This is a genomic window from Domibacillus sp., from assembly GCF_031181085.1.
Lineage (GTDB): Bacteria > Bacillota > Bacilli > Bacillales > Domibacillaceae > Domibacillus.
In genome coordinates this window covers 160439-176481 of sequence record NZ_JAPSLE010000005.1, presented here as the reverse complement: position 1 = coordinate 176481, position 16043 = coordinate 160439, and the positions used below count along the sequence as shown (strand labels likewise).

Sequence of the window (16043 nt, the reverse complement as noted above, 5' to 3'; positions counted from 1 at the left end):
GCTTTTAATCGACAAATTCAAATTCGTAATCAAGCAGACGGACGATGTCGCCGTTTTCAGCACCCCGTTCACGCAGCGCTTCATCTACCCCCATTGAACGTAGCTGGCGGGCAAAGCGTTGAACGGATGGTTCCCGCGAGAAGTCCGTCATTTTAAACAATTTTTCAATTTTGCTGCCTGTCAGCTCAAACGCTCCATCTGGACCACGTGTAATCACAAACTCAGCGGCTTGCTTGTCATGGCGGTACATCACCCGGTTTACAGACAAATCTTCTTCCTCGTGATCAAGCGGGAATTCGGGCGTCTCTTCCACTTTATCGGCAATAGCAAACAGCAAGTCGCGCAGCCCGCTGCGTGTCAGCGCAGAAATTGGGAAAATAACCGCATCTTCTCCTACTTTTTCCTTGAACTCTTTTAAATTTTCTTCTGCTTCCGGCATATCCATTTTATTGGCTACAATAATTTCCGGACGCTCTGTCAGCCGAAGATTATATTCTTTTAACTCATTGTTAATGGTTACGTAATCCTCATACGGATCACGGCCTTCCATCGCAGACATGTCAAGTACGTGAACAATGACGCGCGTCCGCTCGATATGACGCAGGAATTGATGGCCAAGTCCGGTTCCTTCATGCGCACCTTCAATTAATCCTGGCAGATCTGCCATAACAAAACTGCGGCCGTCTTCGGTCTCAACCATGCCGAGATTTGGAACGAGCGTTGTAAAGTGGTAGGCCGCGATTTTCGGCTTAGCCGCCGTTACGACTGAAAGAAGAGTGGATTTACCCACACTTGGAAAACCGACAAGTCCTACATCTGCCAAAAGCTTTAATTCTAACGTAACATTACGCTCGATACCCGGCTCCCCGTTTTCAGAGATTTCCGGTGCCGGATTAGCCGGTGTCGCAAAGCGGCTGTTTCCACGGCCGCCGCGGCCGCCGCGTGCAATAATGGCCTGCTGTCCATGTTCTACCAGATCCGCAATCACTTCTCCCGTTTCATCATCTGTTACGACTGTGCCCGGCGGAACCTTGATAATCATATCTTTTGAATTACGGCCGTGCATGTTTTTGCTCATGCCGTGCTCGCCGCGCGGCGCTTTGAAATGGCGCTGGTAACGGAAGTCCATTAATGTGCGGAGTCCTTCTTCCACTTCAAACACTACATTCGCGCCGTTTCCTCCATCGCCGCCGGCCGGTCCGCCGTTCGGTACGTATTTTTCACGGCGGAATGCGACCATCCCGTTACCTCCGTCGCCGCCTTTAACATATATTTTAACCTGATCTACAAACATATTGTCTGTTCCTCCTAAAATGTCACTTCCATTAGTATATCCCCGGAATCCGTTTCCCACACAGCACTTTTAAGCTCAAGACTATGCGCAAATTCCTTTATTTTCTTCAGAAGCAGCGGCCGGTTAGCCACTTCTCCCATCCATTCCATCTCTGCAGCAAGGGAGCCTTGTTTTTCAGATAAATGAACAAACAGCTCGTGCTCGTTAAATTCTTTTATATGCTGCTCCAGCAGCGAAAATAACCGATTAAAGAAACGGCACGCTTTTTGGTCGTCCGCCGTGCCGGCTGCAACGGATTCATCCAGTTCATATTCAAGCCGGAATAAGTGCTGCGACCAGTTAAACGTCATAAACAGCTCCGCCATCCCCGGCATGCCAAGATTACACAGCCTCGACTCCTGTACAGCCTTTAAAATGATATGATCTGCAGCTCGGGCTGCGGCATCAATGTTATTAAGAGAAAGATACCCTTTGACAATCTGTATATCATTCATCCAGTCATGACGCGCATGACGAAGCGTTTTTAACAACGTCCATTTTTCATTTTCCACTTGGCTGATCACACCCCCCGCTTGTTCCAACGTTCACACATTCTTTTTTAGTATAGCAGAAAAATGTCCCAATTGAACGGGAAAACCTCAAAGCCTGCACATAAAAAAATAGAGGCGCTCCGAAAGGTTGACTTTCAGAACGCCTCCATTCGTTCATCCAATTATTGAGCAGCAGGATAAACACTTACTTTTTTACGATCGCGTCCAACGCGCTCGAAACGAACGATACCGTCTGTTTTCGCAAACAATGTATCATCGCCGCCACGGCCAACGTTTTCACCTGGGTGAACTTTTGTACCGCGTTGACGGTAAAGGATTGAACCACCTGTAACGAATTGACCGTCAGCACGTTTAGCGCCAAGGCGTTTTGCTTCAGAGTCACGTCCGTTCTTTGTAGAACCTACCCCTTTTTTGGATGCGAAAAATTGAAGATCCAATTTCAACAACATGTGATTTCACCTCCTATAGAAAATTTATCTTAATATACTGTCCGTGCCCTTCTTCAATCGTCTGCAGTGAAACGACCATGCCTTCGAGCAGAAGCTGAATCTGGCTGCGCTTGTCTTCAGGCAGTCCGTCCGGCACCTTGCAGTAAAGCAGGCCGCCATCTTCCCCCAGTTCGATATGAGGTGTGATACCGGTCAATGCCTGTACTGCATTAATGGCGCCGAACGAAACAGCTGATGCACCGGCGCAGACAAGATCTTTGCCGCTTTCATCAAAGCCGGCATGTCCCTTCATCGTAAATGACTGAATGAGCCCGGCCTCGTTTTTATTCACATCTACATAGATCATTGCATCATCGCCTTATGCGTTGATTTTTTCAATGACTACTTTCGTGTAAGGCTGACGGTGTCCTTGCTTTTTGCGGTAGTTTTTCTTCGCTTTGAATTTGAAAACGATGATTTTCTTCGCGCGTCCTTGCTTTTCAACCTTCGCCGTTACAGTTGCGCCTTCTACGACTGGGCTGCCGACTTTCACGTCATTGCCACCAACGAAAAGAACTTTATCAAAAGTGACAGTGTCACCATCTTGTGCGTTCAATTTTTCGATGTAGATTGCTTGACCTTCTTCAACTTTAACCTGCTTGCCGCCTGTTTCAATAATTGCGTACATTTCTGCACCTCCCTGTTTACTCAGACTCGCCACTTAACAGGTGATCGATCGATACTTAAAACCTGCTGTGCGCGGTTGTAGCACGGGTGCTACAAACAATAACATATGAATTCTATCATCTTTTAAAAGAAGTGTCAATCCATATTTTCATCAACTTCCCGGATGTATTTTTTTCCGGCAAAAAAGGATTGAAGCAGCTGTTCTTCTGTCATGTCCCCGCCGCCTTTCACTTTAAGCGTGTGCGTCCGGTTTCGTTTAAACCTTCTGACCGTGTAAAGCAGGCGGTCTGATTTCAATACCCGCAGATCAAGCAGGCGCAGTGAAACCGGCTCATAATAGCGGGCCGTTAAAAACCGGATAAACATTACCTCTTTTTCTTTCCACATGACAAGAAGCTGGACGGCCACGTAGGAAGCCGTTAAAACGAGCTGGACGTAAAAGGGAAGAAGAACAACAGCTGCCCCCATTAGCAAAGCAAGTGATGCAAATGAAAAAAAGATCGACTGCTTGTACGCTTTGTAGTAAGGGTGAAGTGTACATAGAAGGAGCTGAATCATTTTTCCCCCGTCAAGCGGCAGGACCGGAAGCAGATTAAACAAAAAAATAAAAGCATTTAATTGAAACAGCAATTGCGACACATCTGCGCTGATCCAGCCGGCTTTTTGCATAAGTGTGCTTGCCGCAAGCATGGGGACATGCATAAAAGGACCAGAGATGACAACGAGCCATTCCTCGACAAGCGGCCGTCCCGCATGCTCATCTGTTTCAAGCTTTCCGCCAAATGGCAGGAACTCCACTTTGATGATGCGCCAGCCTGCTGCTTTAGCGGCAGCAGCATGCCCCATTTCATGGACAAACAGAATGAGGGCGACACAAAGCCCTTCTAAAAAAAGACCTGTGGCAGCAGCAACAGCCCCAAACAGCCAGGTGATTGGATGAATGCAAACCTTATTCATTTACATTCACTTTTCTGGAAGAAAGAACCTGGCCGTTTTTTCGTTCGATGAATTCAACGGATTTTCCAGAAGCGGCTCCAACCGGCTCTCCTTGTTTAATGCGTTCAAAAAGACGATACGAATGAGGACGCAGTCCCTTCACCTCCATTTCTGAACCATCTTCCTGCTGAATGACGATATATTCAGCGCCAACCCGTACCACTACGCCGTTTTGTTCCGCGGCGAGCAGGCTGTTTGTGCTGGCAACGAAAGTCTGCCTGTCATTTGTTTGATGCATAGCCGGCAATAAAGGACCGAATTGTTCCTCATATGCGGCCGAAAAAACGGCAAACGAAAAGTCACGGGTAAAGATGGTTTGCACAAAGGGGGTATGCTGATTAACATATACGGCCGCAAATAAGCAAACAGAAACGAGGACTTTCTTGATCATCAGAATCCCTCCCGCCTGCTTATGTATATGCCGTCTAAAGAAAAAAAGCCGCTTTAAAAAAGCGGCTTTTTTATCGGCTCATGCCGATAAATCGTTTGAACTTCGTGAAGAACGTATCTTTTTCCTGCTCAAGCGGCTGAAGCGGAACCGACTCGCCGAGTATACGGCGGGCGATGTTCCGATATGCGATGGAAGCACGGTTATTTGGGTTATGAGCAACCGGCTCTCCGTTATGAGACGATTTAATGACCTCATCATCATCGGCTACAATCCCGATCAGCTCAATCGACAAATGAGCAGCTACTTCATCCACATCCAGCATGTCACCTTCTTTGACCATATGATTGCGGATCCGGTTCACCACAAGCTTTGGCGGTGCCATGCCTTCTTCTTTTTCCAAAAGACCGATTACACGGTCTGCATCCCGGACGGATGATTTTTCCGGTGTAGTCACGACAATGGCGCGGTCTGCGCCAGCTACAGCATTTTTATATCCCTGCTCTATTCCAGCGGGGCAGTCAATTAAAATATAATCGTAATCTTGTTTTAATTCATCGACCAATTTTTTCATTTGCTCAGGCGTAACAGCAGACTTATCGGTCGTTTGGGCAGCCGGCAGCAAATAGAGGAGATCATTAAAACGCTTGTCCTTTACAAGAGCCTGGTGCGTTTTGCACCGCTCCTCCACTACATCAACAAGGTCATAAATAATCCGATTTTCAAGTCCCATGACTACATCCAGGTTACGAAGACCGATATCTGTGTCAACGAGACATACTTTTTTCTCCTGCAGCGCAAGCGCTGTACCGAGATTGGCGGTCGTTGTTGTTTTGCCGACTCCGCCTTTTCCAGAAGTAATGACAATTGCTTCCCCCACTTAAAAGCCCCCTTTAAACGTCGATAAATCAGGACGCAAATATTTCAATACCTGCAGCCGATCAATCACCAATTGTTGTGCTTCATTAATAAACGCGCATTCCGACTCTGTAATGTCTTCTTCATCATATCGGTCTGGTGAACGGGTTAAATGACTGCTGATCCGCAGCTGGGACGGCATCATTTTCCCGGCGGCAATCACCGCATTGTCATTTCCATAGCAGCCCGCGTGCGCCATGCCTTTTAGCGCCCCCATGATAAAAATGCTTCCTCCTGCCATCACAGCACCGCCAGGATTTACATCCCCAATCAGCAGTAAATCTCCTGGCACTTCCAGCACCTGACCGGAACGGATACGGCCTGTATATGAAACAATTTCATTTTCTTCTTTCCATTGTATAGCTTCGTCAATTGTCAGCACGTTGGACTTGATATCTTCGACAACTAGATGACGGCGCTGCCTGATCAGCTGACGCAGTTCTTCTTTTTCTTCTTCAGTCAAATATCGGTTCCCCGTTTGAACCGTGACTGTAATGAGTGCATTTTCGCCGTCTTTTGTAACGGCATCTAATTTTTCGGTTAATTCCTCTATTAATTCACTATAGGAACATTTATCACTTAACTGAAGAGTCAGGCCGTCTTTCGTCCCTTTAATGACGACATTTTGACTTTGTTTCATAGAAAGTATCCCACCTCTGTACGTCTCAGTATTCGACAGCGCTATCCGATATTCCTTTTTTCTCTCTTAATCGAACACTTTTTTCAATTTCAAAAAAGCACCTCGAAGCGGGATGGCAAACAGAATGTAGAAAAGAGCGTTTAACACAAGCGTTGCCAAAAGCCGCATATAGGTGAACTGCTCAAATGAAAAGGTTGTCCGCTGTACGAGCACATTCAATCCGTACATGACCAATTCAAGCAGGGCAATATCAAACAGCACGATAACGAGAAAAACAGGCAGCGTACCATGAAGCCATTTCGTCAGCATGGATGTTATGTAAACCATAAGCGGCAGGAAAAAGAAATAGGCGCCTAGAAGCCCTGTATAAAACATATCAAATAAAAAGCCGAAGAAAAAGCCATATTTTATAGCTGTATTCCTGTCAAAGAAAACAGACATAAACAAAAGGCCAATGATAAAAAAACGCGGAACCGGCATGTAAGCCCCGTCAAAGGCCTGTTCTGAAAAAAAGATCATAAACACACTATCACTATAAAACAGGGCGGTCATTAAAAGAGGAAGGAGCGCTTTTTTCACATTCCTTCCTCCTCAACCACTACCTGTTGGCGGTCTTCTTCTTCAGGCAGTACTTTTGTCATTTTACGCTTGGACACCATAACGTGTTCCAAATCGTAAAAGCTTGCGGCCGGTTTGACAAGTGCTGTCTGCGTTAAACCAAACTCATCCGGAACAAGCTCTGATACCTTTCCAATCACCAGGCCTTTCGGGAAAACGCCGCCAAGGCCGGATGTTGTGACAGCTTGTCCTTTTTTTACTTTCGCATCGGATGGAATCTTCGTTAATTGAAGCATTTGTTTTTCTTCATCATATCCTTCAATAAGCCCATAAACGGTTTTGTCGCCTTGGACAAGCGCCGAAACGCGGTTGTTTGAATCGTGAGCCGACAAAAGCTGCACAGTAGACGTGAACTTTGACGTACTCTGTACTTTTCCAACCAAGCCGCTCGCTGTCATCACTGCCATATCCGGCTCAATCCCATTTGATTCTCCTTGATCGATGGTAATCAACTCATACCAGCGGTCAGGATTGCGGGCAATGACCGTTGCCTGCACGGGCTCGTAATCAGCCAGGCTGTCTTCTTTCTCAAGCACTTTACGGAGTTCGGCATTATCTTTTTCAAGACGCGCCACATCACTTTCCAGCTGGGCAAGCTCTTCCAAGTGAGTGCGAAGCTTTTCATTTTCTTCATATGTATGGCGCAACCTGCTTACATCGTCAAAAAAAGACTCCACAGCACCCGCGGGCTTCGACACAATATTCTGCCCGAAACCTGTTACGTCTTTAATAAATTTTTCCGGCCAAGTGATGTTCTCCCGGTCCCGCATGGAAAAACCAATCATAGCAACAAGAAGAATAATACTGCCGAGCAATATAATCAACCGCTTGTTTGTTAAAAAGTGCGGCATGAATTCCACCTCAGTTTTCTAAGCATTCAAAACGGTGAGGCTGGTTCAACGCGCACCGGAAAACCGGTTAAGACGCGCGGAGAACCGGCCTCATCGTCAAGGATTATTTGTTTTTAAACAGATGAATGTGATCCAATGCAAGACCCGTTCCTACTGCAACACAGTCAAGTGGATTTTCAGCAATAATAACTGGCATATTGGTTTCCTTGCTGATCACCTTGTCTAAATTGCGCAGCAACGCACCGCCGCCCGTTAGTACAATACCGCGGTCCATAATATCGGCTGCTAATTCCGGAGGCGTTTTTTCCAAGGTGCTTTTTACCGTTTCTACAATGGCGTAAACTGTGTCTTTTAGCGCATCTGCTATTTCTTGTGCGGTAATTTCAATCGTTTTCGGCAATCCTGTCAACAAATCACGGCCGCGGATTTCCAAGTTTGGAATGCTTTCCGCATCGCCGGCTGACCCGATCTCCATTTTAATCATTTCTGCTGTCCGGTCTCCAATCAGCAAATTGTACTGCTTGCGGATATACGCGATAATCGCATCATCCATTTCATCACCGGCAACCCGAAGTGATTCGCTTGTCACAATACCGCCAAGCGAAATAATCGCGACTTCTGTCGTACCGCCGCCAATATCTACTACCATGCTTCCCGTTGGTTCCCATACAGGAAGATTGGCCCCGATGGCTGCTGCAAACGGCTCTTCAATCGGATAAGCATCCCGTGCCCCGGCCTGGCGTGTTGCATCAATCACCGCGCGGCGTTCAACGGCTGTAATACCAGATGGCACACAAACCATTACGTACGGCTTGCTTGATAGGAAGCCGCTTGCACCTTTTGTCGCCTGCTTAATGTAGTACTTAATCATCGTGGCTGTTGTTTCATAGTCGGCAATAACACCGTCTTTCATCGGGCGTGTGGCAATGATATTACCCGGCGTCCGGCCGATCATGTTGCGTGCATCATTTCCAACTGCCACGATCTGTTTTGTATCTGTCTGCAATGCAACAACAGATGGCTCCCGTACAATAACACCTTTTCCTTTTGCATAAACAAGTGTATTCGCTGTTCCAAGGTCGATGCCAAGGTCACGGCTCCCAATTCCAAACATGTAGTGTATCTCCCTTTCCTCAATAGACCCTTTTTATCGTGATCATTTCACTAGATATGGCTGTTTCAAAATGTGTGAAAAGCTTCTCAAAAACCATAACTTATATTATAGCGGAACGAAAAAAAAAAGCATAGCGTTATAAATAACCTTTTTCTTTCAAACTCACATATTTCTTCTCACCTATAATCAAATGGTCGAGGATATCAATGCCTAATATTTTTCCGCACTCCACCAGCCGTTTAGTTACCTCGATGTCTTCACGGCTCGGAGACGGGTCGCCCGATGGATGATTATGCAGGCAGACAATCGAGGCGGCGGAGCGGCGGAATGCTTCTTTAAAAACCTCGCGCGGATGGACAATCGAGGCATTTAAGCTGCCAATAAACAGGGTTTGTTTGTGCATCACCTGGTTTTTTGTGTTTAAGTAAAGCGCGACAAAATGCTCCTGGCTTAAGAAGCGCATTTCTTCCATCATATAATTAGCGGCATCTTCCGGAGAGCGGATGGTAAAACGCTCATCATACTTTAAGCGTTCTATACGCCGCCCTATTTCAACGGCCGCCATCAGCTGAATCGCTTTAGCGCTCCCTATTCCTTTGATGGACGTAATTTCTTCAAGTGAGGCATCCTTGAGCAGGCGAAGGCCTTCAAAGTGGATTAAAATACGGTTGGACAGCTGCAGAACCGATTCTTCTTTTGAACCGGTACGAAGTAAAATAGCGAGGAGTTCATGGTTGGATAAACTGTGCGGACCGCTCGCAATCATTCTTTCACGCGGGCGGTCGTGCGGCGGGACATCCCGTATCATCAGCGGCTGAGACGGGATTGTTTTATCATGGGTCATTTGGATTCTTCCCTTCTTTTAATCGCGGACCGGCCCGTCCTCAAGAAGGCCCGATTGATTCAATCGGCGGTGAAGTGAGGAAACCGGCAGTCCCACTACATTAAAGTAATCACCGTGAATCGCTTTAACAAAAAGCGCGCCAGCTGTTTGAATTCCATAGCTGCCTGCCTTATCAAACGGGTCGCCTGTCTTGATATAAGCCGCAATCTCCGCTTTTGTCAGGTCCCAAAATTCAACGTCGGTTTTTTCATGAAAGACCACTTTTTCATTTCTCGAGAGAATGGCAACACCGGTATAAACGGCATGATGACGGCCGGAAAGCATACAAAGCATATCCATCGCCTCCTGCTCGGTTTCCGGCTTTCCAAGAATACGATCGTCAACTGCTACAACAGTATCCGCACCGATCACTACTTTATCCGGGTACGCCGCCAAAACAGCTTCTGCTTTCCGAAGAGCAAGCTGTTCAACTGCCTGAGCCGGATGCGTTCCAGGTACGATGGTTTCGTCCGTATTGGCCGCATGAACGGTAAAAGGAATGTTTACATGAGCAAGCAATTCTTTTCTGCGGGGCGATGATGAAGCCAAAATAATGTGGGTCAAAGAGGATCACCTTTCCTTTTAGTTGGATATAAAGAGTCATTGGGAGTTACGCGTTTATCATATCAGACAACGTACCGGCAAACAATAAAAACCCGCCGGATGGGGGCAGGCTAGGGCGACAGAATCGAGGCAGCTTCTTCCAGCTGCTGATCCTCTGCCGCTTTTTTTAACGCTTTTTCTTCTTCGCTTGAAACAGTGACTTTCGTTTCTTTTACATAAGCGGCTGTTCCGCCCGCTTCCAATTGCTGCTCGGCTTGATCTGCTTCGGGTTTGGAGAAAAAAACACCGTAGATCATGCTGTATTGCTTCTCCGATGAAAGAACAGCAGCCCGCTCTTCTGATGCAGCAGCTGCTTCGTCTGCCGCCGATTTTGTAGAATAAAGCCCTCCTTGAAGAACAAACAGCGAAATGTTTTTTTCGGAAGCGGCTGTTCCTTTTTCGGCTGGCTCCTCTGCTGACGGCGCCGCTTGCTCAGAAGGCGTACCCGATGCCTGTACTTGTTTGGCTGATTTTTGATCCGGAACCGCGCTCATCATTAACAGCCCGAACACACTGCCTGTTAAAAGAGCAGCAAAAATAATTAAAATTCCCGTCCCTGCTTTTAAAGCAGGCTTTTTCTTCGGCTTCGGCAGCACCGTTTCTTCACCGGGAAGCTGCCAAATCAATACTTCTCCATCCCGGCGTGTCCAGTCCGGCTCTTCCATGTTTATCCCTCCTCTCTTAAACATACGGCTTATAGAAAGCAAAAAGAACAGAATAAATACTATTCTGTTCTTAAATTTTTAATAGACAAGATGATCACTAGATACGTTTCTTTACACTTGTTTTTCAAAAGAAACTTAAGTACCAATCAATAAATAAATTACCTTTAAAATAAGCTAGCAATGCACCCATCGAAATAAATGGAGCGAAAGGGACAGGTTCTTTTCTTTTTATTATCCCAAAAAATAAAAGAATAAGACTTATGACGGCTCCAAAGAAACAAGCAAGGAAAAAAGCTAGTAGAATCAATTTAAATCCTAATATAAATCCAAGCAGCGCAAACAATTTAATATCTCCTCCGCCAATTCCTCCCTTTGATAACACAGCAAATACTGCTAATACACCAAAAGTGAAAAAAGTGGCTAATAAAGAGTTTCCCCAAGATTCTAGAGGCTTAATAAGCCATATAGGAAATATGATACTTCCAAAGATCAGTAAGATTTTATTTGGGATAAGCATATAAACAAGATCTGAAACAATAAGAATACTAAGTAACGAAATAAGCAGAAAGGCGTATAAAAAAGATAACGACCAGCCAAAAGTTTGATAGGCAAATACAAAAAGCAGTGGTGTAACAAGCTCCATTATAAAATAAAGAGAAGAAATACTCTTTTTACACTTTCTACACCTGCCTCTTAACAGGATATAGGATATAAGAGGCAATAAGTCAGCAAAAGTTAAGCGATACTGACAGTGAGTGCATGTGCTTGGCGGGTAAAGAATTGACTTTCCGGCTGGAACACGAATACCTATTACATTATAAAACGAACTGAAAACAACTCCATATAGAAAAATCACTAAAGAATTTGTCATTAAACTTGATCATTAGAAACATGCATAGACTTATTGTAAACTTTTGATCTGTTGGCCTTCTTCTGAAAAATGAACGGATACATGAAATTCTTATTTTGTTTATATTTGATTAACCTAATCATTCTAATGTTCTTCCTCCACCTCTTTTACTTTATGCTCACTATACTTTAAATTTTTCTGGTGATGAAATATAGAAATGGCGTATTTCCACCCATATATTTACCATTTCCCTCTCTCTATCTAAAGAACTTATACAGTTGGTCTTTAATCCAAAAAAAGAAAAGAAGATAATAACACTGGTAGTAATATCTTTTGGAGAACATTAAAACGATGTAAATTAGTGAGCAAATAATCCTTTTGCTCCTTTTTTCCACTTTGAACTAACCATTTAAATGGTTAGTTCTTGTTTTATCATAGAAATAAAATAAAGAGAACCCGTAACAATAAGAATATCTTGAACCGCAGAATTTTGCTGGAATTCTCGAATAACCCTCATATAATCTGGGTCAAATATAACTGACGCGCTTTGAAACGGTGCATATTCTTTTGCCCCTGCGGCTCTTGGAAAGTCAAACGAAGTCAGGTACAGCTGATCTGCCATTTGATTTAAACGTGTAATCATTCCATCCAGCGGTTTATCTTTCATTGCCGCAAACAGGACCGTTATATTTTTATTCGGAAAACGCTGGCCGGCTGTCCGCACAAGTGCTTCTACCCCTTCTTCATTATGAGCGCCGTCTGCAATAATCAGCGGATCGTCCGACAGTGTTTCAAACCGGCCCGGCCATACAGCTTTTTGGAGCCCCTGCTCAATATGGTGTTCTTCGATTAAAAATGAGTAAAATACACGTAAAAAGTCAGCTGCCATCACAGCTGTCGCCGCGTTTTGCACCTGGTGCAGCCCGGCAAGTCCCGTTTCGAGAGCAGAACGGCTGCTGTAAAGAGACGTGAAGTCAAATTGTTCCCCTTTTTCCGTTGAAGCGGTCCAGCTGCCCGTGAAATCCCGGCCGTACTGGTAAAGTGCTGAACGTTTTTGCTTTGCCGTCTCGGCAATCACAGCAAGAGCTTCCGGCTGATGAACCGCTGTTACAACGGGCACACCGCTTTTAATAATGCCTGCTTTTTCCCGCGCAATTTCTTCCAGCGTATCACCAAGGAATTGAAGGTGATCCATGCCAATCGTGGTGATCACCGATAGCAGCGGATGAACAATGTTTGTTGAATCCAGGCGGCCGCCAAGACCGACTTCAAATAAAACAAGGTCAACCGGGTGCATATAAGCAAAATAATAAAAAGCCATAGCCGTAATGATTTCAAATTCACTCGGCCCGCCCATTTCCAGCTCTTCCATTTCATCTGCAATCGTTTTAATTTTCACTGCCAAAGCTGTAATCTCTTCATCTGAAATAGGCGTCCCATTAACGCTGATCCGCTCATTGAATTGTTCAATGTAAGGTGATGTAAACGTCCCTGTTTCAAAGCCGGCTTCCGTTAAAATCGACCGCAGCATAGCGGTAGTCGAGCCTTTTCCGTTTGTTCCGCCAATATGGACTGCACGCAGGCGGCGCTCGGGATGATCAAGCCGTTCCATCATATATTCCATTCGCATCAGACCCGGCTTAATGCCTACGCGCAGACGTCCATGAATCCAGGCAAGTGCTTCTTCGTACGTATTCATGCCATTTCTTCTCCTTATGTACGAAAAAGACGAACCGCCTTGAGGCGGGTTCGTCTTCTCGATTAATTCTTTAAATCTTCGATGCGTGCTTCAACAGCAGCGAGTTTTTCACGGTAATCCGCTTCTTTCGCGCGTTCTTCATCAACGACTTTTTGCGGTGCTTTTGAGATAAACCGCTCATTAGACAACTTTTTCAGTACGCGGTCTACTTCGGACTGCCACTTCGATTTTTCTTTTTCAAGACGGGCAATTTCTTCATCAATATTTAATAGGCCTGCAAGCGGCATAAAGAGCTCGGCTCCCGTTACAACAGCTGTCATCGCTTTTTCAGGTACTGCCGGATTTGCATCAATCACAAGCTCATCCGGGTTACAGAATCGCTCAATGTAGTAGCGGTTTTCTGTTAAAGTAGAAAGAACTGCTTCGTCTTTTGCTTTTAAAACAAGCGGTACTTTCTTGCTCATCGGCGTGTTCACTTCTGAACGAATGTTGCGGACAGCACGGATAATATCAACGAGCAGCTTCATGCTGGCTGCTGCTTCTTTGTTTGTTAAAGAATCATCTGCGGTTGGCCATGATGCTTCGACAATCGTTTCTCCTTCGTGCGGCAGGTTCTGCCAAATTTCTTCGGTAATAAACGGCATAAACGGATGCAGAAGACGCATTGTGTTGTCGAGCACATAAGCAAGAACCGAACGGGTCATTTGCTTCGCCTGTTCATCTTCCCCGTACAGCGGCAGTTTCGCCATTTCAATATACCAGTCACAGAAATCGTCCCAAATAAAGTTATACAGCGTCCGGCCGACTTCCCCGAATTCGTATTTATCCGATAAGTGTGTCACACTTTCAATCGTTTCATTTAAGCGTGTTAAAATCCATTCATCTGCAACTGATTTTTTGCCCGTCAAATTAATTTGATCATATGTCATGCCGCCCATATTCATCAGGGCGAATCGAGACGCATTCCAAATTTTATTGGCAAAGTTCCATGTTGCTTCTACTTTCTCGGTTGTATAGCGCAAGTCCTGTCCAGGCGAGCTTCCCGTTGCAAGGAAGTAGCGAAGTGAATCAGCACCGTACTGGTCAATGACTTCCATCGGGTCCACACCGTTGCCAAGAGACTTCGACATTTTGCGTCCTTCTGCGTCGCGAACAAGACCGTGGATTAAAACATCTTCAAACGGGCGTTCACCTGTAAATTCAAGCCCCTGGAAAATCATTCGGGATACCCAGAAGAAAATAATATCATACCCCGTTACAAGGGCTGCGGTCGGGTAATAGCGCTTGAATTCAGCAGAATCTACATCCGGCCAGCCCAGCGTTGAAAACGGCCACAGAGCTGATGAGAACCAGGTATCGAGTACGTCGGTATCCTGCTCCCAGTTTTCTGCATCCTGAGGCGCTTCCTGCCCTACATAAACTTCACCTGTTTCTTTATGGTACCAGGCTGGAATGCGGTGCCCCCACCAAAGCTGACGGGAAATACACCAGTCACGGATGTTCTCCATCCAATGCAGGTATGTTTTTTCAAAACGATCCGGTACAAAGTTTACTTTGTTTTCATTTTTTTGAAGCTCAACGGCTTGTTCAGCCAAAGGACCCATCTTAACAAACCACTGGGTAGACAAGTACGGCTCGACAACAGCGCCGCTTCTTTCCGAATGGCCGACTGAATGTAAATGGTCTTCAATCTTAAATAGAACACCTTGTTCCTGAAGATCTTTGACAATCTGCTTGCGGCATTCAAAACGGTCCATGCCGCTGTATGTACCGGCTTCTTTGTTCATTGTTCCGTCTTCGTTCATCACAAGGATACGCGGAAGATCATGACGGTTTCCGACTTCAAAATCGTTCGGATCATGCGCTGGCGTAATTTTTACAACACCGCTTCCGAATTCTGGATCTACATACTCATCAGCGATAATTGGAATTACCCGGCCGACAATTGGCAGGACAACATTTTTGCCGATTAAATGTTTGTAACGCTCATCTTCCGGATGAACCGCTACGGCCGTATCACCAAGCATCGTCTCCGGGCGTGTTGTGGCAACTTTAATAGAGCCCGACCCGTCCTCAAGCGGATATTTCATATGATAAAAAGCACCTTGTACATCTTTATAGATAACTTCAATATCTGACAGCGCCGTTTTAGTAGACGGATCCCAGTTGATAATGTACTCACCACGGTAGATGAGCCCTTTTTCATACAGCTTTACGAATACTTCACGAACGGCTTTTGACAACCCTTCATCCAGCGTAAAGCGTTCCCGGCTGTAATCAAGGCCAAGACCAAGCTTTGCCCACTGGGCACGGATATGCCCGGCGTATTCTTCTTTCCATTTCCATGATTCTTCAAGGAATTTCTCACGGCCAAGATCATAGCGGGTCTTGCCTTCTTCTTTTAACTTCTGTTCTACTTTTGCCTGTGTCGCGATACCGGCATGGTCCATTCCTGGAAGCCATAGAACGTCAAAGCCCTGCATGCGCTTCATGCGCGTTAAAATATCCTGCAGTGTTGTATCCCATGCATGCCCAAGATGAAGCTTACCTGTAACATTCGGGGGCGGAATAACAATCGTATAAGGGGTTTTGGATTCATCGTTTTTTGCTTCGAAAAATTTGCCGGCTGTCCACCAATCGTATCGGCCTTTCTCGATCGCCTGTGGATCATATTTTGTCGGCATCGTTGTTTCTTGTTGTGACATTGTTTTTCCTCCTTGTAAAAAAGCGCAGGGCACACGTTTTTCAGCGGCAAGCCTAAGACAACCTCTCACAGAGACGTTTTGTACCTCCTGAAGGAACCGGCTTACGCCCTTGCTGATGGCGCCTGGAGCTTGGACATCATAAAAAAAAGCCCC

Annotated in this window: 18 protein-coding genes and 1 other annotated feature; all 18 genes read right to left on the bottom strand. The window is 45.6% G+C overall.

The genetic code is table 11. The annotated features are described in order from the left end of the window. Nucleotides 1-4: 4 nt before the first annotated feature. Complete coding sequence (gene obgE / locus RIN81_RS09775) at nt 5-1294, bottom strand: GTPase ObgE (protein WP_309089672.1); 1290 nt, start codon at nt 1292-1294, stop codon at nt 5-7. Between the two features lie 14 nt (nt 1295-1308). Then, nucleotides 1309-1875 carry a Spo0B C-terminal domain-containing protein gene (locus tag RIN81_RS09770; protein WP_309089669.1) on the bottom strand — a complete coding sequence of 189 codons (567 nt, stop codon included), beginning with the start codon at nt 1873-1875 and terminating at the stop codon, nt 1309-1311. A gap of 131 nt (nt 1876-2006) precedes the next feature. Then, on the bottom strand, nt 2007-2291 hold the full coding sequence (rpmA, locus tag RIN81_RS09765) for a 50S ribosomal protein L27 (RefSeq protein ID WP_309089865.1): 285 nt from the start codon (nt 2289-2291) through the stop codon (nt 2007-2009). 16 nt (nt 2292-2307) lie between these two features. Further along, nucleotides 2308-2640: a ribosomal-processing cysteine protease Prp gene (locus RIN81_RS09760; protein WP_242233336.1), complete on the bottom strand. Its 333-nt coding sequence runs from the start codon at nt 2638-2640 to the stop codon at nt 2308-2310. A 12-nt stretch (nt 2641-2652) separates the two neighbouring features. Then, entirely contained in the window at nt 2653-2961 is a 309-nt protein-coding gene (rplU, locus tag RIN81_RS09755) for a 50S ribosomal protein L21 (RefSeq protein ID WP_251269559.1), read from the bottom strand. A 12-nt stretch (nt 2962-2973) separates the two neighbouring features. Then, nucleotides 2974-3048 (bottom strand) — a sequence feature (ribosomal protein L21 leader region). 47 nt (nt 3049-3095) lie between these two features. Continuing rightward, nucleotides 3096-3917, bottom strand: coding sequence for a site-2 protease family protein (locus RIN81_RS09750; RefSeq protein WP_309089667.1), 822 nt, complete (start codon nt 3915-3917; stop codon nt 3096-3098). Further along, nucleotides 3910-4347, bottom strand: coding sequence for a hypothetical protein (locus RIN81_RS09745; protein ID WP_309089664.1), 438 nt, complete (start codon nt 4345-4347; stop codon nt 3910-3912). Before RIN81_RS09745 ends, RIN81_RS09750 begins: the two co-directional genes overlap by 8 nt. A 70-nt stretch (nt 4348-4417) precedes the next feature. Beyond that, nucleotides 4418-5224, bottom strand: coding sequence for a septum site-determining protein MinD (gene minD / locus RIN81_RS09740; RefSeq protein WP_309089662.1), 807 nt, complete (start codon nt 5222-5224; stop codon nt 4418-4420). Continuing rightward, nucleotides 5225-5902, bottom strand: a complete 678-nt coding sequence (gene minC, locus RIN81_RS09735) for a septum site-determining protein MinC (RefSeq protein ID WP_309089660.1) — start codon at nt 5900-5902, stop codon at nt 5225-5227. It abuts the gene before it with no gap. Nucleotides 5903-5968: 66 nt separating this feature from the next. Next, nucleotides 5969-6481 carry a rod shape-determining protein MreD gene (gene mreD, locus RIN81_RS09730; RefSeq protein ID WP_309089658.1) on the bottom strand — a complete coding sequence of 171 codons (513 nt, stop codon included), beginning with the start codon at nt 6479-6481 and terminating at the stop codon, nt 5969-5971. After that, nucleotides 6478-7371 carry a rod shape-determining protein MreC gene (gene mreC, locus RIN81_RS09725; protein WP_242233329.1) on the bottom strand — a complete coding sequence of 298 codons (894 nt, stop codon included), beginning with the start codon at nt 7369-7371 and terminating at the stop codon, nt 6478-6480. The genes mreD and mreC overlap by 4 nt, the downstream gene beginning before the upstream one ends. Before the next feature lie 103 nt (nt 7372-7474). Then, nucleotides 7475-8485: a rod shape-determining protein gene (locus RIN81_RS09720; RefSeq protein ID WP_309089656.1), complete on the bottom strand. Its 1011-nt coding sequence runs from the start codon at nt 8483-8485 to the stop codon at nt 7475-7477. Nucleotides 8486-8621: 136 nt separating this feature from the next. Further along, a complete protein-coding gene (gene radC / locus RIN81_RS09715; protein WP_309089654.1) occupies nt 8622-9329 on the bottom strand; it encodes a RadC family protein in 708 nt (235 codons plus the stop codon). Nucleotides 9330-9347: 18 nt separating this feature from the next. Continuing rightward, nucleotides 9348-9932 carry a Maf family protein gene (locus tag RIN81_RS09710; RefSeq protein WP_309089652.1) on the bottom strand — a complete coding sequence of 195 codons (585 nt, stop codon included), beginning with the start codon at nt 9930-9932 and terminating at the stop codon, nt 9348-9350. Between the two features lie 110 nt (nt 9933-10042). Further along, nucleotides 10043-10636, bottom strand: a complete 594-nt coding sequence (locus RIN81_RS09705; RefSeq protein ID WP_309089650.1) for a hypothetical protein — start codon at nt 10634-10636, stop codon at nt 10043-10045. Between the two features lie 124 nt (nt 10637-10760). Beyond that, nucleotides 10761-11507: a prepilin peptidase gene (locus tag RIN81_RS09700; protein ID WP_309089648.1), complete on the bottom strand. Its 747-nt coding sequence runs from the start codon at nt 11505-11507 to the stop codon at nt 10761-10763. A gap of 388 nt (nt 11508-11895) precedes the next feature. Next, entirely contained in the window at nt 11896-13185 is a 1290-nt protein-coding gene (locus tag RIN81_RS09695) for a bifunctional folylpolyglutamate synthase/dihydrofolate synthase (protein WP_309089646.1), read from the bottom strand. Between the two features lie 62 nt (nt 13186-13247). Further along, a complete protein-coding gene (locus RIN81_RS09690) occupies nt 13248-15890 on the bottom strand; it encodes a valine--tRNA ligase (protein ID WP_309089644.1) in 2643 nt (880 codons plus the stop codon). Nucleotides 15891-16043: the final 153 nt, after the last annotated feature.

Bases quoted from the DNA above. Each gene is read 5' to 3' on its own strand.
- obgE (WP_309089672.1), bottom strand. From the start codon at position 1,294: ATGTTTGTAGATCAGGTTAAAATATATGTTAAAGGCGGCGACGGAGGT.
- RIN81_RS09760 (WP_242233336.1), bottom strand. From the start codon at position 2,640: ATGATCTATGTAGATGTGAATAAAAACGAGGCCGGGCTCATTCAGTCA.
- rplU (WP_251269559.1), bottom strand. From the start codon at position 2,961: ATGTACGCAATTATTGAAACAGGCGGCAAGCAGGTTAAAGTTGAAGAA.
- RIN81_RS09750 (WP_309089667.1), bottom strand. From the start codon at position 3,917: ATGAATAAGGTTTGCATTCATCCAATCACCTGGCTGTTTGGGGCTGTT.
- RIN81_RS09745 (WP_309089664.1), bottom strand. From the start codon at position 4,347: ATGATCAAGAAAGTCCTCGTTTCTGTTTGCTTATTTGCGGCCGTATAT.
- minC (WP_309089660.1), bottom strand. From the start codon at position 5,902: ATGAAACAAAGTCAAAATGTCGTCATTAAAGGGACGAAAGACGGCCTG.
- mreC (WP_242233329.1), bottom strand. From the start codon at position 7,371: ATGCCGCACTTTTTAACAAACAAGCGGTTGATTATATTGCTCGGCAGT.
- RIN81_RS09720 (WP_309089656.1), bottom strand. From the start codon at position 8,485: ATGTTTGGAATTGGGAGCCGTGACCTTGGCATCGACCTTGGAACAGCG.
- radC (WP_309089654.1), bottom strand. From the start codon at position 9,329: ATGACCCATGATAAAACAATCCCGTCTCAGCCGCTGATGATACGGGAT.
- RIN81_RS09705 (WP_309089650.1), bottom strand. From the start codon at position 10,636: ATGGAAGAGCCGGACTGGACACGCCGGGATGGAGAAGTATTGATTTGG.
- RIN81_RS09700 (WP_309089648.1), bottom strand. From the start codon at position 11,507: ATGACAAATTCTTTAGTGATTTTTCTATATGGAGTTGTTTTCAGTTCG.
- RIN81_RS09695 (WP_309089646.1), bottom strand. From the start codon at position 13,185: ATGAATACGTACGAAGAAGCACTTGCCTGGATTCATGGACGTCTGCGC.
- RIN81_RS09690 (WP_309089644.1), bottom strand. From the start codon at position 15,890: ATGTCACAACAAGAAACAACGATGCCGACAAAATATGATCCACAGGCG.